Raw genomic sequence first — 24,476 nt, forward strand, 5'->3', positions numbered from 1 at the left:
TACGACCTAGTACACCCGCTTCTTCGGCTTGATGTACTCGATCTCGTCGGTGAGCGTGTAGTCGTGCACCGGGCGGTAATCGATCGACACCGCGCCGCCCTTGCCGCCCCAGCCTTCGAAGGTCGCGACGGTGTGCTTCATCCAGTTCGCGTCGTCGCGGTTGGGGAAGTCCTCGTGCATGTGTGCGCCGCGGCTTTCCTTGCGGTTGGCGGCGCACTGGATCGTCACCACCGCCTGGCCGATCAGATTGTCGAGCTCGAGCGTCTCGACCAGATCGGTGTTCCAGATCAGCGAGCGATCGGCGATGCCGACGTCCTGGAAGCCCTGATAGACCGCGTCCATGTGCGTGACGCCTTCCGCCAGCAGCGCGCTGTCGCGGAACACGGCGCAGTGGCGCTGCATCGTCTTCTGCATGTCGGCGCGGATCTGCGCGGTCGGCCTGGCACCCTTGGCGTTGCGGAAATGATCGAGCCGGGTAAGCGAGAACTCCTCCGAGCCCTTGGGCAAGGCGGCGTGGGCGGTGCCGGGCTTGACGATCTCCTTGAGGCGCAGGCCCGCCGCACGGCCGAACACCACGAGGTCGATCAGCGAGTTCGAGCCGAGGCGGTTGGCGCCGTGGACCGAGACGCAGGCCGCCTCGCCGACCGCGAACAGGCCGGGGATGACGGTGTCGGGGTTGCCGTCCTTATTGTGGACGACCTCGCCGTGATAGTTCGTGGGGATGCCGCCCATATTATAGTGGACGGTCGGGACCACCGGCAGCGGCTGGCGGGTCAAGTCGACGCCCGCGAAGATCTTGCCGGTCTCGGTGATGCCGGGCAGGCGCTCGTGCAGGATCTTCGGGTCAATATGGTTGAGGTGAAGGAAGATATGGTCCTTCTCCTTGCCCACGCCGCGGCCCTCGCGGATCTCCATCGCCATCGAGCGGGCGACGACGTCGCGCGAGGCGAGGTCCTTCGCGGAGGGCGCGTAGCGCTCCATGAAGCGCTCGCCCTCGGAATTGGTGAGGTAGCCGCCCTCGCCGCGGGCGCCTTCGGTGATCAGCACGCCGGCGCCGTAGATGCCGGTCGGGTGGAACTGGACGAACTCCATGTCCTGGAGCGCGATGCCCGCACGCAGCGCCATGCCGTTGCCGTCGCCGGTGCAGGTGTGCGCCGAGGTCGCCGACTGATAGACGCGGCCGCCGCCGCCGGTGGCGAGCACCACGGCATGGCTGCGGAAGCGGTGGATCGAGCCGTCCTCCATGCAGAGCGCGATCACGCCGCGGCAGGCGCCGTCCTCCATGATCAGGTCGAGCGCGAAATATTCGACGTAGAAGTCGGCGTCGTACTTCAGGCTCTGCTGGTAGAGCGCGTGGAGCATCGCATGGCCGGTGCGGTCGGCCGCGGCGCAGGTGCGCTGCACCGGCGGGCCTTCGCCCATATTCTGCATGTGGCCGCCGAACGGGCGCTGATAAATCGTGCCGTTGTCGTTGCGGCTGAACGGCACGCCGGCATGCTCGAGCTCGTAGACCGCCTGCGGCGCCTCGCGGACCATATATTCGATCGCGTCCTGGTCGCCGAGCCAGTCCGAACCCTTGACGGTGTCGAACATGTGCCATGACCAGTGATCAGGCGTGTTGTTGCCCAGGCTCGCGGCGATGCCGCCCTGCGCCGCCACGGTGTGCGAGCGCGTCGGGAACACCTTGGTGATGCACGCGGTCTTGAGGCCAGCCTCGGCCGCGCCCATCGTCGCGCGCAGGCCCGAGCCGCCGGCACCCACGACGACGGCGTCATAGGTGTGGTCGATGATCTTGTACGCAGCAGGCATCAGAGCGCGGCTCCGGCGGTGAAGGCGACCTTGAGGATCGAGAAGATCGCCAGCGTGGCGGTCGCGATGGTGAAATACTTCAGCAGGATCAGCAGCACGAAGCGGGTGTGATCGTGCTGATAATCCTCGATCACCACGGTGAGGCCGTGGTGGAAATGGTAGAAGACGCTGACGACGAGCAGGATCAGCGGCACCGCCGCCCAGGGCTGGGCGAGCCAGGCGCTGATCGTGGCGTAGTCATGGGCCGGAAGCAGCGCGAGTGAGAACAGGAACCACAATACGAGGACCAGGTTCGATCCCGCGCTGATCTTGTGGTGCCACCAGCCATCGGCGCCCTCATGTGCCGAGCCGAGGCCGCGGACGCGGCCGATTTCGGTGCCGTCACCCATTGCTCTTCTCCAGCAGGAACACCCAGAAGCCCGCGGTGGCGAGGACCCCGAACACGAAAGTCGCCAGCGCGGTGCGCTTGTTGGCGCGGAGCTCGAAATTCGCGCCGGCATCCAGGAACAGGTGCCGCACGCCCGAGGCCATGTGCTGGAAGAAGCACAGGGTCAGGCCGATGCCGACGACATAGCCGACCACGTTGAGCGCACCCGAACTGACCGTGAACAGGTCGAGGAACGCGGCATAGGCCGCCGGGCCCGAGGCCATCGCGGCGAGCCACCAGACGAGCAGGATCGTGCCGACCGTCGCCATGCCCGATCCGGTGGCGCGATGGACGATCGAGACCGCCATGGACGGGCCCCACTTCCAGATCGATAGGTGCGGCGAGAGCGGTCGCGCGGGGTTGCGGACGTTGGCCAAGGACATTCCTTTCGGGTCGACGCCGCTTCCTTAGTCCGCGATGCAACGGATGCAAGCCCGGCTCGGTTTCTAGGCCGTATCGCCATTCAAATCCTCCCCCGCCAGGGGGAGGTGGCGCCGAAGGCGTCGGAGGGGGAGGTAAGCAACGCACTCTCCAACTGGGCGCGGTGCTTCCGCCCCCTCCGTCACGCTGCGCGTGCCACCTCCCCCTGGCGGGGGAGGATTGAAAGGGTCTCGCTCGCCTGAATGTCGATACGTCCTAACTCCGCCTTAACCACTTCCGCGCCATAGGAGGCCAATGTCGGCCGGCATTCCCCGTCGGCCGAATATGGGGACCCTTTTACTGTGGCTTCGACCAAGGACCTGCCGGCACCCGGCACGATGAGCGCCCGGATCGACATTCGCGCACGGCTGCGCGTGTTCGACGTGGAGGGAACGCTGATACGCTCGAGCCGCGAGGCCTGGGAGGCGCTCGAGCCCGAGATCCATGCGGTCTCCGAGGCCTATTGGCAGCAATGGCTGCGCTGCTTCGCCGACGAGCGCAACTGGGCGCACGACGACACCGCCAAGATGATCGATATCGGCGTGGTCTTCCTCAAGAACCGCTTCCTCGACACGCAGGGCACCGCCTGGCTCGAATCGATCGAGCGCTCGGTCGCCGCGGCCTATGCCGCCGACGTGCCGCCGATGGCCTTGCTGTCGATGATCAGCGCGAGCGACCGCGCCGCGCTGCAGGCGCTGACGCGCCGACTCGCTTCGGACGATGCCCGCCTCGTCGGGATGATCGACACGCTGATGCGGCTCTCCGCGCTCGAAGGCGACATCACGGTCGAGATCTACAACATGTATCGCGAGCACAGCGCGCAGAGCGCGCGCGACCGGCTCGCCGCCGAATTCCGCGACTCGATCGGCATGACCGTCGAGCACGCCTCGCGCGAGGGCGACCAGCTGCGCGTCCAGGCGGTGCACACGTCGGCCTCGGCGCGCGGGATGCTGGGCAAGGCTTCGGAAGTCGCCGCGGCGGCCGAGCAGTCGGCGGTGGCGATGCGCGAGGCGGCGCAGACCGCGGCGGGGCTGATCCGCGCGATCGAGGATGCGCGCATGGAAGTCGAGGCGGCTGCCGAGATCGCCACCCGCGCCTCGGGCCAGGCGGGAGCTGCGGTGGGCATGTCCGAGATGCTCTCCGATCATGCCAAGTCGATCGAATCGATCCTGGGCCTCATCCGCGACATCGCCGGGCAGACCAATCTGCTCGCGCTCAACGCGACGATCGAGGCCGCGCGCGCGGGCGATGCAGGCCGCGGCTTCGCGGTGGTCGCGCAGGAAGTGAAGAGCCTCGCCAACCAGACGGCGCGGGCCACGGACGACATCGCTGCCAAGATCGCCTCTATCCAGTCGGCGACGCGCTCGACGGTCGAGACCAATGCCTCGATCCGCGAGACGGTCAGCGAAGTGCAGGAAAGCGCCAACCGTATCCGCGTCGCGATGGAAGTGCAGGCGCAGACGGTGACCGCGATCACCGCCGCGGTCGACGAGACCGCGCTCGCCGCCGATTCCATGTCGGCGACGATCGGTGCGATTCGCGAGGACACCGAGGCGGTGGCTTCCGAAATCGACCGGGTCGGCCAGGGCTTCGTCGCCCTCGACAGCCAGCTCGGCACCCTCAAGTTCAGCGCCAGCGACTTCGTCTCGAAAGTCGCGGCCTAGGAGAGAAAAACATGGTGGGACGGCGCGAACCGGGACGCTGGAGCGGGGGCACCCGCTCGGTCGAGGATCATCGGCGGGTCTATGACTGGGACGAGGCGATATTGCCCGCCTGCGCCGAGATCAGCACGCTGCTCGAGGGGCATCACGAGGACATATCGCGCGCCTTCTGGAAGCACTTCCTCGCCATGCCGGCCAGCGTGCCGATGCGCGGCGCGTTCGAGGACCAGCGCAATTTCGAGGAACAGGTCCAGCTCGGCGCGCGCTATGCGAAGCTCAAGTTCGGCCGGCCGTTCACTGAGGAATGGGTCGAGATGGCGTGCGGTTACGCCGCCCAGACCTATAAGGGCGGCGTGCCGCTGCCCGCGGTGCTCGCCTCCTTCGCTTATGCGCACAGCGCGACGATGGCCGTGCTGCGCGAGAAGGTGACCGACGCCGAGCGGCTCGGCCGCCTGTGCGACGTGGTGCAGCGCCTGGCGATGGCCGAGGCGGACCTGATGGCGGGCCATCTCGGCGCCACCGACGCGGCGCATATCAGCGAGGAGCGGCGCGACAGCTCGGCGCGCTTCCGCGCGAGCATCAGCGAATCGCTCGAGGGCGCGACCGCGCTCGGCAACCGCATTCGCGTCCAGGCGCAAGGCGCGTCGAGCTCGGCGCGCGGGATGCTCGGCAAGACGAGCGAAGTCGCTGCGGCGGCCGAGCAGTCGGCGGTGGCGATGCGCGAGGCGGCGCAGACCGCGGCGGGGCTGATCCGCGCGATCGAGGATGCGCGCATCGAAGTCGAGTCCGCGGCCGATATCGCGACACGTGCGTCGAGCCAGGCCGGCGCCGCCGTGGGCATGTCCGAGATGCTTTCGGATCACGCCAAGTCGATCGAATCGATCCTGGGCCTGATCCGCGACATCGCGGGACAGACCAATTTGCTCGCGCTCAATGCGACGATCGAGGCCGCGCGCGCCGGCGATGCAGGCCGCGGCTTCGCAGTGGTGGCGCAGGAAGTGAAGAGCCTCGCCAGCCAGACCGCGCGCGCGACCGACGACATCGCCGGCAAGATCGCGTCGATCCAGTCGGCGACCAAGTCGACCGTGGAGACCAACGCCTCGATCCGATCGACCGTCAACGAGGTCCAGGAGAGCGCCAACCGCATCCGTGCCGCGATGGAAGTGCAGGCGCAGACGGTGACCGCGATCACCGCCGCGGTCGACGAGACCGCGCTCGCCGCCGATTCCATGTCGGCGACGATCGGTGCGATCCGCGAGGACACCAAGACCGTCACCAGCGAGATCGACACGCTCCAGCAGGACGTCGCCGAAGTCGACGACCGCCTCAACCAGCTCCGCGCCGCCGCCGAGACCTTCTCGAACTCGGTCGCCGCCTGAGTTTCCTTCCCGTCATCCCGGCCTTCGCCGGGATGACGGGGGTCTGTTACGAAGACTTGGTGCCGGTCGCCGCACTCGCTAGTGCTGCCCGATGACCAACATCCTCCTCACCGGCGCGAGCCGCGGGATCGGCGCGGCCATTGCCGATTCGCTGAAGGGCGAGGGGCTGCGCCTCGTCGGCCAGAGCACCCGCGGCGGCATTCGGGCGGATTTCGCCGATCCCGCCGCACCGCTGACACTCTGGCAGAAGGCGCTCGATGCGCTCGACGGGCGGATCGACGTGCTGATCAACAATGCAGGCATCTTCGAAAGCAACCCGCTCGACCTCGACCATGACGACTGGGTCGCCGGCTGGGAGCGGACGATGCGGATCAACCTGACCGCCGCGGCCGAACTGTCCCGGCTGGCAGTGTGCCATTGGCGGGCCGAGGGGCGGCCGGGCCGGATCGTCAACATAGCCAGCCGCGCCGCCTATCGCGGCGACAGCCCGGCGCACTGGCATTATGCCGCGTCCAAGGCGGGGATGGTCGGCATGACCAAATCGATTGCGCGGGGGTACGCGCGGGATGGCATCCTGGCCTTCGCGATCTGCCCGGGCTTCACCATGACGGGGATGGCCGACGACTATCTGGCGAGCCGCGGCGGCGACAAGCTGCTCGCCGACATCCCGCTCGGCCGCGTCGCCGATCCCGAGGAAGTCGCGACGCTCGCCCGTTTCTGCGCGCTCGAGGCGCCGCCTTCGATGACCGGCGCGGTGCTCGACATCAACGGCGCAAGCTACGTTCGATAGGTAGAAACGGGGAGGGGGATATGGCTGAGGGGAAGACTGGCGGCGGCGCTCGCTGGCTGTTTTGGTTGTTCGCGGCGATCGGGCTGTGCGCTGCGCTCGCGGTGATCTATATCGCACTCCGTGTCGCGACGATCGGGAGCGGGCGGGTCATAGAACCGGCGCCGATCGAGGCGAGGAACCCCGAGCAGCGCTTCACCGTCGCCGATACCGATGCGATTCCCGGAACCGATCTGGTGCAGATCGTGATCGCTACCGAAGCCTCCGTCTCCGGCGGCCATGATTCCTATTCGAGGGGTGATCGCCCGGACGAGCGCAACCTCATCCTGCTCGACCAGGCGAGCGGCGCCAGTCGCAAGTTGCTGCCCGACAACAGCCGGCGGATCGTCGCCCGCTACATGCTGCCGGCGGTGGCCGGAGCATCGAAAGGCGACAGCGAATGGTTTACGATGACCGGTTCGGATGGAAAGGACGTCACGCCGCCGGTCGCTTACTACCTGCTCCGCGTGCGCGCGGCGCAGGGCCAGAGCGAGGACCTGCTGCTCGGCAACATCGCGAGCGGCCGCCAGGATTTCGTGCTCAAGGGGATCGACGGCGTCGACCGCATCTGGATGCAGACGCCGACGCGCATCGCGATGTTGCTGCGCCAGCAACGCAAATTGCATTATCGCGCGTTCGAAGTGCCCGAGCTCAAGCTCGCCGTGGCGCGCCCGGTCGAGATTGATTGAGGACGGATACCAAGACCATGACCGTTGATTCGTGGAAAGTGACTTTGCCCTGCACCCGCGCCGAGGCCGAGGCGATCGACGCGGGCGACCTCGCGATCGACGCGGTGCTGATGACCACCGAGGAGGTCGAGGACGATGTCGAGCGCTGGCGTCTCGACGCCTATACCGAGCAGGAGCCCGACGCGGCGATGATCGCGACGCTGCGCGCATTGGTGCCGAGCGCGGCGGACGTCGCGCCGGTGATCGAGCCGCTGACCGGCGAGGATTGGGTAGCGATGAGCCAGGAGGGGCTCGAGCCGATCCGCGAGGGGCGGTTCGTGGTCCATACCAGCGCGCATCCGGTTCCGGCGCCCGAGGGCGGCCGTGCTTTCCTGATCGACGCGGGCCGCGCCTTCGGAACCGGGCATCATGCGACGACCTCGGGGTGCCTCCGCATGCTAGACGCGATGGCGGGGCGCGACTTCGCCAACGTCATCGACGTGGGCACGGGCACCGGCCTGCTCGCCTTCGCCGCCGCCTATCTCTGGCCGCAGGCGCATATCGTCGCCACCGACATCGATCCGGCCGCGATCGAAGTGACGCAGGTCAACGCGGTCGACAATGGCATCGCGGGGATCGAGCTGATCGTCGCCGACGGCGCGCTCAGCGACGCGATCACCGCGCGCGCGCCCTATGATTTGCTGATCGCCAACGTCCTGGCCGGACCGCTGGTGTCGATGGCGCCCGAGCTTGCCGCCATCGCCGGTTCACGCGCGACGATCGTGCTGGCCGGGCTGCTCGAGACGCAGCGCGAGCAAGTGATCGCGGCGTTCGCCGGTTGTGGCTGCACGCTCGAGCAAGTCGATCGCCGCGGCGACTGGACGATCCTGCGGCTGCGGGCGGGTGAGGCGCGCTACGTCCCCGCCGCGCCGCCCGACCCCAAGGGCCGCGACGGCTGGGCATTGGATATCTAGGTCGGGAACGCGAATTCAAACCGTCATCCCCGCGAAAGCGGGGACCCATCTCCTATGCTTGCCCATATTACCGCGGTGGCATTTGCGGAAATTCCGGGAGATGGGCCCCCGCTTTCGCGGGGGTGACGAAGAGGTGGTCAGTCCTTCGCCCGCGCATATTCCTGGGTGCCGCGGGTGATCACTTCGTCCTCGGGCAGGATCTCGGCGATCGCGATGTCGGGCTGGGCGAGCAATTTCGCGTAGAGCGGCGCGAAATCGGTCTCGATCGTGACGCGGAGCAGTTCGTCGAAGCTCGGGATGACGAAGTAGTTCTGCTGGAAGTCGTCGATCCGGTATTCGGTGCGCATCACTCGGGCGAGGTCGAAGCGGATGCGGTTGGGGCTGGGATCCTCGAGCGCGAAGCGGCTCTCGGCCGAGCTGGAGACGATGCCCGAACCGTAGATGCGCAGGCCCTCGGCCTCTTCGACCAGCCCGAACTCGACCGTGTACCAATAGAGCCGGCCGAGCTGTTTGAGTGCCCCCAGCTCCATCGCGCGGACGCCGCCGCGGCCATAGGCCGCGAGATAATCGGCGAAGACCGGGTCGGCCAGCATCGGCACATGGCCGAACACGTCGTGGAAGACGTCGGGCTCCTGGATGTAATCGAGCTGTTCGGGCCGGCGGATGAAATTGCCCGCGACGAAGCGTCGGTTCGCCATGTGATCGAAGAAGACGTCGTCGGGGACGAGGCCGGGCACCGCGACGACCTGCCAGCCGGTGAGCTTCATCAGCCGCTCGGACAGTTCCTCGAAATTGGGAATGCCAGATTCGGAGAGGCGAAGCGCATGGAGGCCGTTCAGCCAGGCCTGCGCGGCGCGGCCGGGAAGGAGCTTCGCTTGGCGCTCGAACAAGGTGTCCCAGGTGGCGTGTTCCTCCGCGGTGTACGCCTGCCAATTCTGCGGTATCGTCCAGTCGGCCGCCGCGCCTTCGGGCGGACGGTCGAGCACATGCGTGTCTTGAGCCATGCCGCGAGCATAGCATGGTGCGGCGCGGCGCGATATGGGAGGCGGGGCTGATCCGACTGATACGAAGGCTCGCGCTGGCGTTGATCGGCGTCGCGCTCGGCTATTTCGCGGCGGCGCTGATCGGTAGCAACATCGCCGCCAATGCGGACTGGAAGCCGCCGGCGAGCGGGGTGCGCGTCTATGTCGCGGACAATGGCGTGCATACCGACCTGGTGCTGCCCGCGCGCGATTTCGCCGATCTGGTGCACCCCGAACATTTCGCCGATCCGCGCCGCGCGGCGCAGCCGATGCTGATGTTCGGCTGGGGCGACCGCGACTTCTATCTCAACACGCCGAGCTGGTGGGAAATGAATCCCCTGCGTGCCGTCCGCGCGCTGGCGGGATTGGGGCCGACGGTGGTGCATGTCTCGGCGGTCCCCGAGCCGCAGCCGGGCGCGAAGATCCGGGCGCTCCTGTTGCGGCCCGAGGAATATGCCCGGCTGATCGCCCATGTGCGGGCTACCTTCGCGCCGGGGGTTCCGGTACATGGCTATGGCGGGCACGACGCATTCTATGCGGCGCATGGCGGCTATAGCGCGTTCAGGACCTGTAACGAGTGGAGCGCGGGCGGCCTTCGCGCCGCCGGCGTGCGGATGGGGGCATGGACGCCCTTCGCCTTTGGAGTGATGCAGTGGCTTTGAAGCTGGCGACACCGCGATCCGCAGACGTGCCCCCGCCGGGGCTGGCGATGCTTTCCGAAGCGCCGCGCGCGGCCTGGGGACTGGGTCGGCTGATCCGCGAGTGGAAGACGCTGGAGGCGATGCCCAAGGGCGACGGGCGGCCGGTGCTGCTGCTGCCCGGCCTCGTCAATTCGGACCGCTCGACCTTCGTGATGCGGCGCTTTCTGAAGCGGCTCGGCTATCGAGCCGAGGGCTGGGATCTTGGCCACAATCTCGGCGTGCGCGCCATCGGTCCAGAGGGCGAGCGGCTGATGGAGCGGATCGCCGCGCTGCATGCCGAGACGGGCGAGAAGGTTACCCTGGTCGGCATCTCGCTCGGCGGGATCATGGCGCGGATCGCCGCGCACCGGCATCCCGAAATGGTCCGCGAAGTGATCACGATCAGTTCGCCCTTCGCCGGGCCGCCGACCTCCACCAATGTCTGGCGGCAGTTCGAATGGCTGACCGGCGAGAAGATCGACGACCCGGCCGTCAATGCGCGGCTCGAGGAGGCGGCGCGACCGCTATCGGTGCCGGCGACGGCGATCTGGAGCCGGGACGACGGGATGGTCAACGGACTGATCTGCCGCGAGCCCGAAGGTTCGGGCGCACGCGCGATCGAAGTCAGCAGCAGCCATTTATGGGTGCAGATGAAGCCCGAGGTGCTGCGCGCGGTGGCGCAGACGCTCGGAGATCACTCCGGATCCGAGGCCCGATAGCCGTCATAGGACTGGCAGGTCTCGGGGTTCTTCTTGCATTCCTTCTCGCGCTTGCGGCGCTCCTTGCCCTCGCGCGCTTCCTTCTCGCGCATCTTCTTGCCGTAATTGCGGTCCGATTCCTCCTGGCTCGTCGTGGTCCAGTCGACCGCCTGGCTGCCCGCCTTCACCGGCAGCGTGGCGACGTCCCACGCGGTCTTGGCGATGCAGCCGCCCGCGAGCAGCGGCAGCGTGGCGACGAGCGGAAGGAGCAACTTGCGCATGAATCTCACTTTCGATGTGCGGGCGAAGCGGAAGCGGCGCGCGCGGATACACCCATATATGGGTAATCGCTGAAGAATCCGTCGACACCAAGTCCGATGAAATACCCGATTTCCTCGGTGAGCCGACCATGTTCGGCCGGGCCGCCGGCCGAGCGATAGGCCGGCGAGAGGAAGATGTTCTCGGCGCGGAAGGTCCAGGGATGGACCTTGAGCCCTGCTGCATGCGCGTCGGCGATCAGCGCGGTGGGCGCTCCCGACGCGGGCAGGATCATCGTCTTTTCGGGGCCGATGCCCGCGGCATATTCGGCGACGCGCCTGAGCCCCTCCGGCGTCGCCATCGCCGCATAGCTCGGCTCGGCATGATCGGCCGGGCCGTCGCTCGCGCTCATAAGCTGGATGAGCGGCACGCGCGTCATGCCCTTGAGCTTCCGGAGATTGGCGACCTCGAACGACTGGATGAACACCGGGGCATCGGCGCGGTCCCAGCCGGCCGCGCGCAATTTCTCCACCAGCCGCGCCTCGAGCGGCAGGCCGATCGAGGCGAAATAGCTCGGATGCTTGGTCTCGGGATAGATGCCGATCGTCCGGCCGGTGTCGCGGCTGGCCTTCTGGGCGAGCGCGATGATCTCGTCGAGCGTCGGGATCTCCGCCTGGCCGTCATAGCGGGTGTTGCCGGGGCGGAACTGGGGCAGGCGCTCCTTGGCGCGGAGCGTCTTGAGCTCGGCGAGCGTGAAATCCTCGGTGAACCAGCCGGTGACGGCCGCGCCGTCGATGGTCTTGGTCGTCTTGCGTGCGGCGAATTCGGGATGGGCCGCCACGTCGGTGGTGCCCGATATCTCGTTCTCGTGCCGGGCGACGAGCACGCCGTCCCTGGTCGGGACGAGGTCGGGCTCGATGAAATCGGCGCCCTGCTCGATCGCGAGCTGGTAGGAGAGCAAGGTGTGCTCGGGGCGCTCGCCGCTGGCGCCGCGATGCGCGATGACGATGGGTTGCACGGCCATGCTCCTTTCCTGCACGCCGACACAGGCCGGCGCCAGCAGCAAGGTTGCGACAGCAAGCGATCTCGTCACGAAACTTTCCACGGGCTAGGCGTTATCCAGCGGATGTGACGGGAGCGAGGCGAAGCGTGGCGGAAAACGACAGCGTGCTGGCAGCCGCGCAGGCATGGGAGGGCGCTCCGATGGCGCTCGCCACCGTGGTCTCGACCTGGGGTTCGGCGCCGCGGCCGCGCGGCAGCCACATGCTCGTCCATGCCGACGGACGCTTCGAGGGCTCGGTCTCGGGCGGCTGCGTCGAGACCGACATCCTCGCGACCGCGGCGGAGGTGATCGCGGGCGCGCCCGCGGTGGTGAAGCGCTACGGCGTCGCCGATGCCGCCGCCTGGGAGGTCGGGCTGCCCTGCGGGGGCGAGATCGCGGTGCTGGTGCAGCCGGTGTCCGATTTGGGTTTCCCCCTGCCCCTGTTCGCGGCGATCGCGGACGCGCGGGCGGACGGCACGCCCTTCGATGTGGCGACCGATCTCGCCGCCGGGCGGAGCGCCGCGGGGGCCGCAGGCGATTTCGTCAATCGCTACGATCCCCCGCACCGGCTGCTCATCGTCGGCGCGGTGCAGATCGCGCAGCGGCTCGCCGGCCTCGCGCGCGAATTGGGTGTCGCTACGCAGGTGATCGACCCCAGGGGGCGCTTCCTCACCGAGGAGCGTTTCCCCGGCGTGACCCTGGACGACCGCTGGCCCGACGAGGCCGTGACCGCGCTCAGGCCCGATCCTGCCACGGCGGTCGTGACGCTCAGCCACGATCCCAAGATCGACGATGCGGCACTGGTCGCCGCGCTCGCGCATCCGACCGGCTATGTCGCGGCGCTCGGCTCGCGCAAGAGCCACGCCGCGCGGCTGGAGCGGCTTGCCGCGGCCGGCGTCGCGGAGGCGGATCTCGCCCGGATCGAGGGGCCGGCAGGGATCGACATCGGCGGGATCGGCCCCGCGGAGATCGCGCTGTCGATCGCGGCGTCGATGATAAGGAGTTTCCATGCTCGCACCTAGACAGACCGCGTTGGTGCTCCTCGCCGCCGGGCGCTCGCGGCGGTTCGACGGCGACAAGCTCGTCGAGCCGTTCCTCGACAAGCCGCTCGCCTTTCACGTGGTGACCGCGCTCGAGAAGATCCCCTTCCTCGCGCGGATCGCGGTGGTTTCCTGCACCGACCTCGATTTCGCCGCGCTCGGCTATCGCGTCGCGCTCAATCCGGATCCGTCGCTCGGCCAGGCGCGCTCGCTGTGCCACGGCGTCCTGGCGGCGCGTGAGGCGGGCGCCGATGCCGTGCTGGTGGCGCTGGCCGACATGCCGCGCGTCACCGCGGCGCACATCTATCGCATGTTCGATGCGGCGACCGGGCCGGACACGGTGGTCGCGTCGAGCGACGGCGTGCAGCCGCGCCCGCCGGCGCTCTTCGGCGGCAACCTGTTCGACAATCTGCTGGACCTGGACGGCGACCAGGGCGCTCGCGAACTGATCATGCGCGGCCGCCATGTCGTGACCAGCCCCGCCGAGCTGGTCGACATCGACACGCGCGCCGATCTCGCCGAGCTGCGCGCGCTCTACGGGCTCGAGACCGACGGGAAGTAACGCCTTCCCTTCACTCGTGCCGCAGCGCGTCGATCGGGTTGAGGCTCGCCGCGCGCCGCGCCGGGAAATAGCCGAACACCACGCCGATCAGCGCCGAGACGAGGAAGGCGATGACGTTGATCTGCGGCTCGAACATCCATTCGACCTTCATCAGCGGGGCCAGCCCCACCACCACAAGTTGCGCCACCACCAGGCCCACCAGCCCGCCGAGGCACGACAGCACCACCGCTTCCGTCAGGAACTGCATCAGCACTTCGCTCGCCACCGCGCCGATGGCGAGGCGGATGCCGATCTCGCGCGTGCGCTCGGTGACCGAGACCAGCATGATGTTCATGATGCCGATGCCGCCCACGACCAGGCTGATCGCGGCCACCGCCGTGACGATCTGCGTGAGCAGCGTGGTGATGCCGGTGAGCGTCTGGCTGATCTGCGCGGTGTCGAAGATGTTGAAATCGTCTTCCTTGCCCCCGGTGATCCTGCGGCGCTCGCGCAGCAATTGCTGGATCGACGCCTGGACCTTCGCGCCGTCATAGGCCGGATCGACGCCGACCATCATCAGCCGGATGTCGCGATTGCCGACGAAGCGGCGCTGGACCTGCTTGATCGGCATGATGATCACGTCGTCCTGGTCGCCGAAGCCGCCCTGGCCGCGCGTCGAGAGCACGCCGATCACGTCGCACGAGATGCCGTTGACGCGGATCCGCTCGCCCACCGCTTCGCCGCCGCGAAACAGGTTGGTGCGGATCGTGTTGCCGATGATGCACACCGCCTTGCCCGCCTGCTCCTCGGCGCGTGTGAATATCCGACCCGATACGAGCGGCCAGGGCTGGACGTCGAAGAAGGCGTTGGTGGTGCCGTTGATGGTCGTCGACCAATTGGCGCCCTGATAGATCACCGTCGCGGTCGACTGGGCCTGCGGTGCAACCGCCTTCACGCCCGCGATCTGCTGCGCGATCGCCTCGACGTCCGACTCCCTGAAGTCGGGCGGCCTGGGGCCGCCGCCGCCGCGGCCGAAGCCCTGGCCGGGGCGGATCTGGAGGATGTTGGTGCCCAGGCTCGCGACCTGCGCCTGCGCGGCCTTGGTCGTCGCGTTGCCGAGCGTGACCATCGCCACCACCGCGGCGACCCCGATGATGATGCCGAGCGTAGTCAGGAACGACCGCAATTTGTGGCGGAAGATCGAGCGGATCGCGAGCATGAAGATGGTGCCGAACATCCTAGGCCACCGCCTCGCCGGACTTGTGTCCCACCTCGGTTCGCTCCACCAGCCCGTCCTTGAAATGGATGATCGTGTGCGCGAACGCCGCCATGTCGGGTTCGTGCGTCACCATCAGCACGGTGATCCCGCTCGTCCGGTTGAGTTCGGCGAGGAACTCCATGATCTCGAGCGAGCGTTCCGAATCGAGGTTTCCGGTGGGCTCGTCGGCCAGCAGCACGTCGGGATTGGTGACGATCGCGCGGGCGATCGCGACGCGCTGCTGCTGGCCGCCCGAGAGCTCGCCAGGCGTATGGTCCCACCAGTCCTTGAGCCCGACCTTGTCGAGCGCGGCCATTGCCGCCTCGCGCCGCTGTTTCTTCGGATCGCCGCGATAGAGCAGGGGAAGCTCGACATTCTCGAGCGCCGAGGTGCGGGCGAGCAGGTTGAAGCCCTGGAAGACGAAGCCGAAATACTTCCTGCGCAGCAGCGCGCGCTGGTCGCGCTCGAGCCGCTCGACATGCACGCCCTTGAACAGGAACTGGCCGCCGCTCGGCACGTCGAGGCAGCCGAGGATGTTCATCATCGTCGACTTGCCCGAGCCGGAAGGGCCCATCACTGCGACGAAATCGCCCGCCTCGATGTCGACGTCGATGCCCTTCAGCGCCTGGAACGCGCTCGCGCCTTCGCCATAGACCTTGGTGACGCCACGCAGCTGGATGATCGATGGATCACTGGCCGCCACTCTGGCCTCCCGCACCGCCCTGCGTACCACTCTTCGCAGCGCCATTGGCGCCCTGGCGCTGGCCGGATCTCTGGCTACGCTGGCCGGTGCTGCCCGAGGCGAGCTGGCCGGTGATCACCTTCATGCCGGGCTTGAGGTCGCCGCCGGTGACCTCGGTGACGGTGCCGTCGGTGTCGCCGGTGGTGACCTGCACCGGCTGCGGCTGGCCGTCCGTGCCGAGGACATAGACCGTCTGCTGCGCGCCGCGGCTCAGCGTCGCCGATTTCTCCGTGGTGCTGGCGCCCCCGCGACGCCGGGGGACGAGCGCGCCGGCGATCCCGCCACCCTGGCCGCCGCTCGCGCTTTGGCTGCCGGCGGCGGTGGGGCGGAAGCGCAAAGCGGCGTTGGGGACGAGCAGAACGTCGGGCTTGGCCCTGGTTATGATTTCCGCGGTCGCGGTCATGCCGGGGCGCAGCTGCTGGTCGGCATTGGCGACGCTGAGCGTCGCGGCATAGGAAACGACCGTCGTGCTCGTGCTGCTGGTCGTGGTCGAGCTGGTCGTCGATTGCGCCGAGAGGTTCGAGCCGAGATCGACGCGGGTGATCGTCGCGGGGAAGGTCTTTCCCGGGAAGGCGTCGACCGTGAAGCTCGCGAGCTGGCCCTGCTTGACCGAGCCGACATCGGCCTCGTCGATCGCGACCTGGAGCTGCATCGCGGAGAGATCCTCGGCGATCACGAACAAGGTGGGCGTGCTGAACGAGGCGGCGACGGTCTGGCCGGCATCGATCTGTCGGGCGAGCACGACGCCGTTCACGGGCGAGCGGATCACCGCCTTGAAGCGCTGCGTCCTGTTCGACGACAGGTCCGCGCGCGCGGAGACGACGTTCGCCTCGGCGACCTTGAGCGCGGCCACGGCGCGCGCGGCGGTGGCCCGCGCCTGCTCCATCTCGACCTTGGCCGGGACGCGCCCGCCCGAGAGCCGGCTGACCTCCTCGAGCCGGGCGAGTTGCGCGCGCGATTCGGCGACGGTCGCCTGCGCCTGCGCCACCTGCGCCTGGTTGGCATTGAGCGACGCCTCGCTCTGCGCGATCGAATCGTCGAGCCGCGACGTGTCGAGCACCGCGAGCGGCTGGCCCTTCACGACGCGGTCGTTGACGTCGACGGTGACGGTCTCGACCAGGCCCGAAAGCTCGGAGCCGACCTGGACCTGGTTGGTGGGCGCGAGCTTGCCGGTGGCGGAGACGGTGACGGTCAGGTTGCCACGCGCCGCCTCCTCGGTCGAATATTGCGTGGCGGTCGCGCCGCCGAACAGGAAGCGCGAGAGCAGGAATACCGCGAGCAGCACCACCGCGCCGACGACGATCCACTTGAGCCAGCGCCGCCACCACGGCCGTGCAGGCGTGCCGAGGAACTCGTCGAGATTCTTGTTGGGATCAGTTGCCATCCGCGGTGCCGCCTGTGGTCGATGAGGTTCGCGCCGGAGCCTCGGGTGTCACGCTGCTGTCCCAGCCGCCGCCGAGCGACAGATAGAGCTGGATCAGCGCCGTCGATTGATCGGATTGCGCGCCGACAAGGCCGTTGCGCGCCGAAAGCAGCGCGTTCTGCGCCTGGTTCAGCGTCGTATAGTCGGTGAGGCCCGAGCGATATTGCATCCGCGCGAGGATCGCCTGGTTGTTCGCGGCCTCGAGCGCGATGCGGAACTCGGCCTCGCGGCGCCGCGCCGCATCGAGCGCGACGATCGCATTCTCGATATCCTCGAGCGAGGTCAGCACGGTCTGCTTGTACGAAAGGAAGGCGCCGTCCGCGGCGGCCTGGGCCGAGCGCACCTGGCTGCGGGTGCGCCCAGCGTCGAAGATCGTCTGGGCGATGTTGGCGAACAGCCGCCCGGTGATCACGTCGAAGAGCGAGCTCAGCGCGCTGCTGCCAGCGTCGATGCTGCCGCCGATCGCCAGCGACGGATAGAGCTGCGCCTCGGCCACGCCGATCCGTGCGGTTGCTGAGGCGAGGTTGCGCTCGGCGGCGCGGATGTCCGGGCGCTGGCGGAGCGCCTCGGCGGGAATGCCGGTGGCGACCTGCGCGGGGCCGCGCGGGATCGGCTTCACGGCCTCCAGCTCGCTCTTGAGCGCGCCGGGCGCCTGGCCGGTGAGCACGCCGAGCCGCGAGACGAAGCCGTTGTAATTGGCCTCCAGCGTGGGGATGGTGGCCGCGGTCTGGGCGCGCTGCGCCCGCGCCTGCTCCTGGTCGAGCGACGAGACGAGCCCCGCCTGGACGCGCCACTCGGCGATCTGGAGATCGTCGTCCTGCAGCACCAGCGCCTCGCGCGCATTGGCGAGCTGCGCCTGCGCCGCGCGGGCGAGGACATAGTTGCGCGCGGTCTCCGCCTCGATCGAGACCAGCACGGTCGCATAGTCGAAGCCCGCGGCCTGATAGTCGGCGCGTGCCGACTGGACGCCACGCCGCACGCCGCCGAACAGGTCGACCTGGTAGTTGGCGTCGGCACCGAGCGAGAAGCTGGTGCTGCCGCCCTGCGAGAAGGAAGTGACGCTGCCGTCGGGAAGCGTGGTGGTGGTCGTGCCGCCGCGCAGCGGCTCGCTGCGCGAGATGCCGCCCGAGGCGCCGAGGCTCGGGAAGAGCGAAGCGCGCTGCTGGACCAGCGATTCGCGCGCCTGGCGGAGCCGCGTCACGGCCTGGGCGATGTCGAGATTGGCGGCCTGGGCGCGCTGGACGAGCGAGGCGAGCTGCGGATCGTCGAACTTCTCCCACCAGCGCGTCAGGTCCTCGCGGGCGCGCTGGTCGGCGGGCACCGAAAACTTGTCGGGAACGCCGAGCTCGGGGGCGGTGCGCGGGCGATAATCGGGGCCCACGGCGCATGCGGAGAGCGGCAGGGCAACGGCGAGCGTCAGGACAAGCGGGCGTCGGGCCATAGCCGGCAAGATGGTCCGGGGTACCGATCGGTTCCATCGAAATATTGTCGCAGTTTGTCGCAGGGGTCACCCTGAGTGGCGCTCCGATTGGACCTGAGGGACATTGCAGGCTTCCCGGGAGCCCGGGTTGCGCCGAGTGTGCTTGCAATCTCCGGCGCCCACCATAAACGCCTCGGGCAAGGAGATCCCGATGTCCGAGAATCTGTACCCCGTATCCGAAGAATGGGCGCGCCGCGCGCGGGTCGACGCCGCCGGATATGAGAAACTCTACGGACGGAGCATCGCCGATCCCGGCAGCTTCTGGCTCGAACAGGCAAAGCGGCTCGACTGGATCCGCCGGCCGGAGCTCGCCGGCGACTGGTCGTTCGACGAGGAGGACTTCCACATCAGCTGGTTCGCCGACGGCAAGCTGAACGTCGCGGCCAACTGCGTCGACCGGCATCTGGCCAGCCGCGGCAACGACATCGCTATCCTCTGGGAGCCCGACGATCCCAATGAGGAACCCCGCCGCTTCACCTATCTCCAGCTCCACGAAGAGGTCTGCCGCTTCGCCAACGTGCTGAAGGCCCAGGGCGTCAAGAAGGGCGACCGCGTCACCATCTACCTGCCGATGATCCCCGAGGCGGCGTTCGCATTGCTCGCCTGCGCGCGGATCGGGGCGATCCACTCGGTGGTGTTCGGCGGCTTCTCGCCCGAGGCGCTGGCGGGGCGGATCACCGATTGCGACAGCGCATTCTGCGTCACCGCCGACGAAGGCCGGCGCGGCGGCAAGCGCGTGCCGCTCAAGGCCAATGTCGATGCCGCGGCGAAGCATGCGCCGGCGCTCCGGAAGGTGATCGTCGTCCGCGCCACCGGCGGCGAGGTCGAGATGCAGCCGGGCCGCGACATCTGGTATCACGAGGCGGCGGCGACCGTCTCCGCCGAGTGCCCGCCCGAGCCGATGGGCGCCGAGGACCCGCTGTTCATCCTCTATACCTCGGGCTCGACCGGCAAGCCCAAGGGCGTGCTCCACACCAGCGCGGGATATCTGCTCTGGGCGAGCTTCACCCACGAGCTCGTCTTCGATTACCGGCCCGGCCAGGTCTATTGGTGCGGGGCGGATATCGGCTGGGTCACCGGGCACAGCTACATCGTCTACGGCCCGCTCGCGAACGGCGGGACGACGCTGATGTACGAGGGCGTGCCCAACTGGCCCGACGCCTCGCGCATCTGGCAGGTCGCGGACCGGCACCAAGTCGAGATCCTCTACACCGCGCCGACCGCGCTCCGCGCGCTGATGCGCGAGGGTGACGAATTCGTCGCGAAGACCTCGCGCAAGTCGCTCAAGCTGCTCGGCACGGTAGGCGAGCCGATCAATCCCGAGGCGTGGCGCTGGTATCACGACGTGGTTGGCGAGGGGCGCTGCCCGATCGTCGACACCTGGTGGCAGACCGAGACCGGCGGGCAGATGATCACGCCGCTGCCGGGTGCGACCGCGCTCAAGCCGGGCTCGGCGACGCTGCCGCTGCCGGGGGTCGATCCGCAGATCGTCGACGCCGAGGGCAATGTCCTGCACGGGGCAACCGAAGGGAATCTGTGCATCGCGCGGAGCTGGCCGGGGCAGATGCGCACCGTCTGGGGCGATCATGCGCGCTTCTTCCAGACCTATTTCACCACCTATCGCGGCAAATATTTCACCGGCGACGGGTGCCGCCGCGACGAGGACGGCTATTACTGGATCACCGGCCGGGTCGATGACGTGATCAACGTCTCGGGACACCGCATGGGCACCGCCGAGGTCGAGAGCGCGCTGGTGCTCCATCCCAAGGTCGCCGAGGCGGCCGTGGTCGGCATGCCGCACGACATCAAGGGGCAGGGCATCTACGCCTATGTCACGCTCAATGCCGGCGAGACCGCGTCGGAGGCGTTGCGCGGCGCGTTGCGCAGCTGGGTGCGGCAGGAGATCGGTCCGATCGCCACGCCCGACGCGCTCCAGTTCGCGCCGGGCCTGCCCAAGACGCGCTCGGGCAAGATCATGCGGCGCATCCTGCGCAAGATCGCGGAGGGGGATGTGTCGAACCTCGGCGATACCAGCACGCTCGCCGATCCGGCGGTGGTGGACGATCTGGTCCGCAATCGAGTCAAGTAGCGCTCGCCAAGACTTCGCGAATAGGACATCCTCTCACCGATCTGATCCCGGATTGGTGGGGGAGAAGCAAGATGTCCAACGTGTACGCGAGCATACGGCGTGATTTTGGGACAGACGAGTCGGGGGCAAGGCACTGTGCCGACCGTCTTCTCAAGATTCGTGCACGGTTGAGCCCGCTGCGTGAGCGAAAATGCGATGCGACGCTGCTGCTGGCGACATGGAACATCCGCGACTTCGACTCGAACAAGTTCGGATACGGACCGCGACGCAAGGAGAGCTTCTACTACATCGCCGAGATGATCTCGTGCTTCGATCTGGTCGCGGTGCAGGAGATCAATCGCGATCTGCGTCCATGGGAAAAGGTGATGGCGATCCTAGGCCGCGAATGGGATTATATCGCGACGGACACTACCGAGGGATCGGGCGGCAATGGCGAACGCATGGTGTTCGTCTACAACAAGGAGAAGGTCTGGTTCCGCAAGATCGCGGGCGAGATCGTGCTGCCCGAAGGCCAGCAGATCGTGGCCAAGAGCAAGAAGAAGCGGACGGACGAGGGCGACCCTGACGAGGTCGAGGAAAAGCAGTTGCAGTTCGCACGCAGCCCCTTCCTGGTGGCTTTCCAGTCGGGCTGGTTCCGTTTCAGCCTGTGCACCGCGCATCTTTATTACGGCGCAGCGTCGGGGCCGGCGCTGGAGCGGCGCATCGCGGAGATCCAGAAGCTCGTCGAGTTCTTTGCCGAGAGGCAGGACGATGCCAGCAAGCAGGAGAAGGATCGTCACGGCGTCGTCGAGAACTACATCATCCTCGGCGATTTCAATGTCGTCAGCCCGGAGCACAAGACCATGGCGGCGCTGAAATCGAACGGGTTCGAGGTTCCGGACGCAATCGACGGCGACAAGGTCCGCCAGCTGGGCGATCATTTCTACGACCAGATCGCGGTGCGGGTGAACGACGCGCGTTTCAAGGTGCTCGGCGGCGGGATCCTGCACATGTACGAGGATGTCTTCACCGACGACGACCTTGCGCTCTATGCGGACGTGATCCCCGCGGTCGATCCCGAGAAGGACACGGCGTTCAAGGCGAATACGCCCGAGGGCATCTATCGCAAATGGCGGACCTGGCAGATGTCCGACCATCACCCGCTCTGGATCGAGGTCGCGACGGATTATTCCGACCATTATCTGTCGGAGATCGTCGGGGAGCCGGTGCCGACGCCCTGATCGACCGGGTTGACGGCTGGGCGCAGGCGGCGACCCGAGCGGCCGCCGCCTGCGCCGGTTCAGCGGAGCTCGCCCGCCGTGCGCGTTCCCGGCGCCGCGGGTTCGGCGAGCTGCTTCTCGCCCGCCAGTCCATGGCCGGTCTCGTCCGTGCCGATCGTGTCGAGGTGCATCAGTCTGGCGATCAGCCAGCTCACCGGGATCGCGACCAGGCCGATCGCGACGGTGGCCCAGCCGATCCAGTTGTAGACGTCGAGCACCTGATCGGGATTGGCGCCCTCGGTCGCCTTGGCGATCTGCGCGGCGAGGAAGTTGCCCGCGGCCGTGCCGAGGAACCAGGTTCCCATCATCAGCCCGACCATCGAGCGGACCGACAGGCGCGTCATGCTGGAGAGGCCGACCGGCGAGAAGCACAGTTCGGCGGTCGAATGGAACAAATAGAGCAGGATGATGAAAGCCATCGGCGTGAGCGCATCGCCTCGGCCCGCGCCCCAGACGAGCACGATGAAGCCGAGCCCGACCTGCACCAGCCCGAGCGCGAACTTGAGCGGCGCGTTGGGCTCGAGCCCGCGCTTGCCGAGCCAGACCCAGAGCATGCCGAACAGCGGCGCGAGGGTGATGATCCAGAAGCTGTTGACCGACTGGAACCAGGAGGCCGGCATTTCCCAGCCGAAGAGGTGCCGGTCGACACGCTCGTCGGTGAACACGTTGAGCGACGAGCCGGTCTGCTCGAACAGCGCCCAGAAGAGCGGGGAGAGCAGGATCAGGTAGAGCGCGGCGAGGACGCGGTTGCGTTCGACCTTGGGCAGGGTGAACAGCGAACGGTAGAAGATGTAGAGGAAGGTGATCCCGAAGCAGCCGAGCAGCAGCGTGCCGACGAGGCCCTCGTCGCGGATCAGCCACCAGGCGAGGAGCACGCCGCCGAACGAGGCGAGGTAGATCAGCCATTCGCGCGACATGCCGATCGCGGTGCGCTGGACGAGGAGCGCGGGATCGACGGGTTCGCCGGCGCCGTGCAGTTCGCGGCGGAACAGCACGAAGACGATCAGGCCCAGCAGCATGCCGATGCCGGCGGCGCCGAAACCGTACGACCAGCCGATGCGCTCGCCGAGATAGCCGATGATGAGCGGGCCCACGAACGCGCCCAGGTTGATCCCCATATAGAAGATCGAGAAGGCACCGTCGCGGCGGATGTCGTCGCGGCGATAGAGCTGGCCGACCAGCACCGATATGTTCGCCTTCAGGAAGCCCGTGCCGACGATGATGAAGGCGAGGCCCAGATAGAAGCCGTTGAGGTGCCAGTCCTGTGCCCCTTGCGGCCCCTCGACGAGCGCGATCAGCAGATGGCCGATCGCGATGAAGATGCCGCCGGCGAGCACGGCCTTGCGCGCGCCCAGAAATCGGTCGGCGAGATAGCCGCCGATCACCGGCGTGATGTACACCATCGAGGTGTAGGCGCCGTAGACGGCGTAGGCGGGATCCTTGGCGAAGAGGAAGTGCTTGGTCAGGTAGAAGACCAGGATGGCGCGCATGCCGTAGAAGGAGAAGCGCTCCCACATCTCGGCGAAGAACAGCATGAAGAGGCCGCGCGGATGGCCGAGAAATGTCTTTGCCGTTGCGGGTACGCCCCCGCCTGCAGCTGTGGTCGCCATGCGCCCGAGAGTCCTTTTTGAAATTTCCGTGTGCCCGCAAGGGGAAATGCCGCGCAGAGTAGCGGCGAATCATCGGCTGTGAAGCCCGGTTGTTGCGGACGATACCAACTGGCGGTCATGGGTGCGGCGCAACTTCGATCGCTGCCGACGATCTCGCTATTTGCGGGGGCGGGAGCGGCACCCTAGATGCGCGCCATGTTCAACGACCGCTCGACTCCGCTCTCGCTCCTCAAGACCCGCCGCTCGGGCAAGCCGCGCGACATGGTGGCGCCGGGCCCCGATCCGGCGCAACTGCGCGAGATGATCGCGATCGCCGCGCGGACGCCCGATCACGGCAAGCTCGCGCCGTGGCGCTTCGTGATCGTGCCCGACGAGGCCCGGCTCGCGCTGGCGGACAGGCTCGTCGAGATCCAGCGCGCGGAGAAGCCCGACTGCAACGTGCGCGACGAGGAGGCGACGGTGCAGTTCGTGATGCAGGCGCCGGCGTTGGTGGTGGTGCTCTCGGCGCCGGCGATCGGGCACAAGATCCCGGAATGGGAACAGCAACTGTCGGCGGGGGCAGCGTGCATGAACCTGCTCCATGCGGCGCACGCCATGGGGTTCGTCGGCGGCTGGCTGACCGGCTGGGCGGCCTATTCGGACGCGGTGCGCGACCTGTTCGGCGAAGCGCCGCAGCGGATCGCGGGGTTCGTCTTCATCGGTACGCCGGCGCGCGAGCTCGACGAGCGGCCGCGCGGCGAACTGTCCGAAATCGTACATGCGTGGAATCCCGGTACTGGACCCGGGCGCCAATTGGTGTATTAAGTCAGCATGACAGCGCTCGAGCACGAAGACTCACCGGTTTACCTCAAGCTGCGCGCCACCATCGCCGCGGCGATCCTGCGCGGCGAATATCGCGCGGGGGACCAGCTTCCCTCGGTGCGGGCGCTGGCCGCCGAGCACGGCGCCAACCCGCTCACCGTGGCCAAGGCCTATCAGAGCTTCCAGGACGACGGCTATGTCGAGGTCCGCCGCGGCGTCGGCATGTTCGTGCTGCCCGGCGCGGTCGAGCGGCTGCGCGTTGCCGAGCGCGAGCGCTTCCTGACCGGCCACTGGCCGCGCGTGCGCGAGCATATCGCGCTGCTCGGGCTCGATGTGCGCGAGCTGCTGGACAGCGAGCTGGCCTGAGGC

24 protein-coding genes are annotated in these 24,476 nt (G+C 67.9%); 13 read left to right on the forward strand and 11 right to left on the reverse strand.

Annotated elements, in window-relative coordinates:
* Window positions 1–6: 6 nt before the first annotated feature.
* The 3 genes from sdhA to sdhC are packed head-to-tail and all read right to left on the reverse strand — an operon-like array spanning window position 7 to window position 2,613.
* On the reverse strand, window positions 7–1,809 hold the full coding sequence (gene sdhA / locus MT490_RS11920; protein ID WP_297387733.1) for a succinate dehydrogenase flavoprotein subunit: 1,803 nt from the start codon (window positions 1,807–1,809) through the stop codon (window positions 7–9).
* Window positions 1,809–2,198, reverse strand: coding sequence for a succinate dehydrogenase, hydrophobic membrane anchor protein (gene sdhD, locus MT490_RS11925; protein ID WP_297387735.1), 390 nt, complete (start codon window positions 2,196–2,198; stop codon window positions 1,809–1,811). The genes sdhA and sdhD overlap by 1 nt, the downstream gene beginning before the upstream one ends.
* Entirely contained in the window at window positions 2,191–2,613 is a 423-nt protein-coding gene (sdhC, locus tag MT490_RS11930; protein ID WP_297387738.1) for a succinate dehydrogenase, cytochrome b556 subunit, read from the reverse strand. The genes sdhD and sdhC overlap by 8 nt, the downstream gene beginning before the upstream one ends.
* A 381-nt stretch (window positions 2,614–2,994) precedes the next feature.
* Here sdhC and MT490_RS11935 point away from each other — a divergent pair, with 381 nt between their 5' ends.
* The 5 genes from MT490_RS11935 (at window position 2,995) to MT490_RS11955 (ending at window position 8,164) form a co-directional block, all read left to right on the forward strand.
* Entirely contained in the window at window positions 2,995–4,320 is a 1,326-nt protein-coding gene (locus tag MT490_RS11935; RefSeq protein WP_297387852.1) for a methyl-accepting chemotaxis protein, read from the forward strand.
* Between the two features lie 11 nt (window positions 4,321–4,331).
* Window positions 4,332–5,696, forward strand: coding sequence for a methyl-accepting chemotaxis protein (locus tag MT490_RS11940; RefSeq protein ID WP_297387740.1), 1,365 nt, complete (start codon window positions 4,332–4,334; stop codon window positions 5,694–5,696).
* A 91-nt stretch (window positions 5,697–5,787) separates the two neighbouring features.
* Window positions 5,788–6,486 carry an SDR family oxidoreductase gene (locus MT490_RS11945; protein ID WP_297387742.1) on the forward strand — a complete coding sequence of 233 codons (699 nt, stop codon included), beginning with the start codon at window positions 5,788–5,790 and terminating at the stop codon, window positions 6,484–6,486.
* 20 nt (window positions 6,487–6,506) lie between these two features.
* Window positions 6,507–7,211 carry a hypothetical protein gene (locus tag MT490_RS11950; RefSeq protein ID WP_297387743.1) on the forward strand — a complete coding sequence of 235 codons (705 nt, stop codon included), beginning with the start codon at window positions 6,507–6,509 and terminating at the stop codon, window positions 7,209–7,211.
* Window positions 7,212–7,228: 17 nt separating this feature from the next.
* Window positions 7,229–8,164: a 50S ribosomal protein L11 methyltransferase gene (locus MT490_RS11955; RefSeq protein ID WP_297387746.1), complete on the forward strand. Its 936-nt coding sequence runs from the start codon at window positions 7,229–7,231 to the stop codon at window positions 8,162–8,164.
* 137 nt (window positions 8,165–8,301) lie between these two features.
* On the opposite strand, the gene phhA is transcribed toward MT490_RS11955, so the two are convergent.
* Window positions 8,302–9,168: a phenylalanine 4-monooxygenase gene (phhA, locus tag MT490_RS11960; protein WP_297387749.1), complete on the reverse strand. Its 867-nt coding sequence runs from the start codon at window positions 9,166–9,168 to the stop codon at window positions 8,302–8,304.
* A gap of 14 nt (window positions 9,169–9,182) precedes the next feature.
* Between phhA and MT490_RS11965 the strand changes: the two genes are divergently transcribed.
* Window positions 9,183–9,848 carry a TIGR02117 family protein gene (locus MT490_RS11965; protein WP_297387751.1) on the forward strand — a complete coding sequence of 222 codons (666 nt, stop codon included), beginning with the start codon at window positions 9,183–9,185 and terminating at the stop codon, window positions 9,846–9,848.
* On the forward strand, window positions 9,839–10,585 hold the full coding sequence (locus MT490_RS11970) for an alpha/beta hydrolase (protein ID WP_297387755.1): 747 nt from the start codon (window positions 9,839–9,841) through the stop codon (window positions 10,583–10,585). The genes MT490_RS11965 and MT490_RS11970 overlap by 10 nt, the downstream gene beginning before the upstream one ends.
* Here MT490_RS11970 and MT490_RS11975 read toward each other — a convergent pair.
* Entirely contained in the window at window positions 10,561–10,845 is a 285-nt protein-coding gene (locus MT490_RS11975) for a hypothetical protein (RefSeq protein ID WP_297387758.1), read from the reverse strand. The two genes, MT490_RS11970 and MT490_RS11975, sit on opposite strands and share 25 nt — an antisense overlap.
* A 5-nt stretch (window positions 10,846–10,850) precedes the next feature.
* Window positions 10,851–11,846, reverse strand: a complete 996-nt coding sequence (locus MT490_RS11980; protein ID WP_297387760.1) for a glycerophosphodiester phosphodiesterase — start codon at window positions 11,844–11,846, stop codon at window positions 10,851–10,853.
* A 125-nt stretch (window positions 11,847–11,971) separates the two neighbouring features.
* Between MT490_RS11980 and MT490_RS11985 the strand changes: the two genes are divergently transcribed.
* Together MT490_RS11985 and MT490_RS11990 are read left to right on the forward strand one after the other, a co-directional pair.
* A complete protein-coding gene (locus tag MT490_RS11985; RefSeq protein WP_297387763.1) occupies window positions 11,972–12,886 on the forward strand; it encodes an XdhC family protein in 915 nt (304 codons plus the stop codon).
* A complete protein-coding gene (locus MT490_RS11990; protein ID WP_297387766.1) occupies window positions 12,873–13,466 on the forward strand; it encodes a nucleotidyltransferase family protein in 594 nt (197 codons plus the stop codon). The genes MT490_RS11985 and MT490_RS11990 overlap by 14 nt, the downstream gene beginning before the upstream one ends.
* 10 nt (window positions 13,467–13,476) lie before the next feature.
* Here MT490_RS11990 and MT490_RS11995 read toward each other — a convergent pair whose 3' ends face one another.
* From MT490_RS11995 to MT490_RS12010, 4 genes are read right to left on the reverse strand one after another with little or no spacing between them, the layout of a single operon-like run.
* Window positions 13,477–14,682 (reverse strand): ABC transporter permease, encoded by a 1,206-nt coding sequence (locus MT490_RS11995; RefSeq protein ID WP_297387769.1) that lies wholly within the window; start codon window positions 14,680–14,682, stop codon window positions 13,477–13,479.
* Between the two features lies 1 nt (window position 14,683).
* Entirely contained in the window at window positions 14,684–15,406 is a 723-nt protein-coding gene (locus MT490_RS12000; RefSeq protein ID WP_297387770.1) for an ABC transporter ATP-binding protein, read from the reverse strand.
* Window positions 15,393–16,829 (reverse strand): efflux RND transporter periplasmic adaptor subunit, encoded by a 1,437-nt coding sequence (locus tag MT490_RS12005; RefSeq protein ID WP_297387773.1) that lies wholly within the window; start codon window positions 16,827–16,829, stop codon window positions 15,393–15,395. Before MT490_RS12005 ends, MT490_RS12000 begins: the two co-directional genes overlap by 14 nt.
* Complete coding sequence (locus MT490_RS12010) at window positions 16,819–18,309, reverse strand: efflux transporter outer membrane subunit (protein WP_297387775.1); 1,491 nt, start codon at window positions 18,307–18,309, stop codon at window positions 16,819–16,821. The genes MT490_RS12005 and MT490_RS12010 overlap by 11 nt, the downstream gene beginning before the upstream one ends.
* Window positions 18,310–18,499: 190 nt before the next feature.
* On the opposite strand from MT490_RS12010, the gene acs reads away from it, so the two are divergent.
* Entirely contained in the window at window positions 18,500–20,437 is a 1,938-nt protein-coding gene (gene acs, locus MT490_RS12015) for an acetate--CoA ligase (RefSeq protein WP_297387777.1), read from the forward strand.
* 167 nt (window positions 20,438–20,604) lie between these two features.
* Window positions 20,605–21,657, forward strand: a complete 1,053-nt coding sequence (locus tag MT490_RS12020) for an endonuclease/exonuclease/phosphatase family protein (protein WP_297387778.1) — start codon at window positions 20,605–20,607, stop codon at window positions 21,655–21,657.
* A gap of 59 nt (window positions 21,658–21,716) precedes the next feature.
* Here the strand turns inward: MT490_RS12020 and MT490_RS12025 are convergent, their stop codons facing one another.
* Window positions 21,717–23,306 (reverse strand): peptide MFS transporter, encoded by a 1,590-nt coding sequence (locus MT490_RS12025; RefSeq protein ID WP_297387781.1) that lies wholly within the window; start codon window positions 23,304–23,306, stop codon window positions 21,717–21,719.
* Window positions 23,307–23,501: 195 nt separating this feature from the next.
* Between MT490_RS12025 and MT490_RS12030 the strand changes: the two genes are divergently transcribed.
* Together MT490_RS12030 and MT490_RS12035 are read left to right on the forward strand one after the other, a co-directional pair.
* Complete coding sequence (locus tag MT490_RS12030) at window positions 23,502–24,110, forward strand: nitroreductase (protein WP_297387784.1); 609 nt, start codon at window positions 23,502–23,504, stop codon at window positions 24,108–24,110.
* A 6-nt stretch (window positions 24,111–24,116) separates the two neighbouring features.
* Entirely contained in the window at window positions 24,117–24,473 is a 357-nt protein-coding gene (locus MT490_RS12035; RefSeq protein WP_297387786.1) for a GntR family transcriptional regulator, read from the forward strand.
* The last annotated feature ends 3 nt before the right edge of the window (window positions 24,474–24,476 follow it).

Origin of the sequence: Sphingomonas sp. (assembly GCF_026460985.1) — a bacterium.
Classification (GTDB): domain Bacteria; phylum Pseudomonadota; class Alphaproteobacteria; order Sphingomonadales; family Sphingomonadaceae; genus Sphingomonas.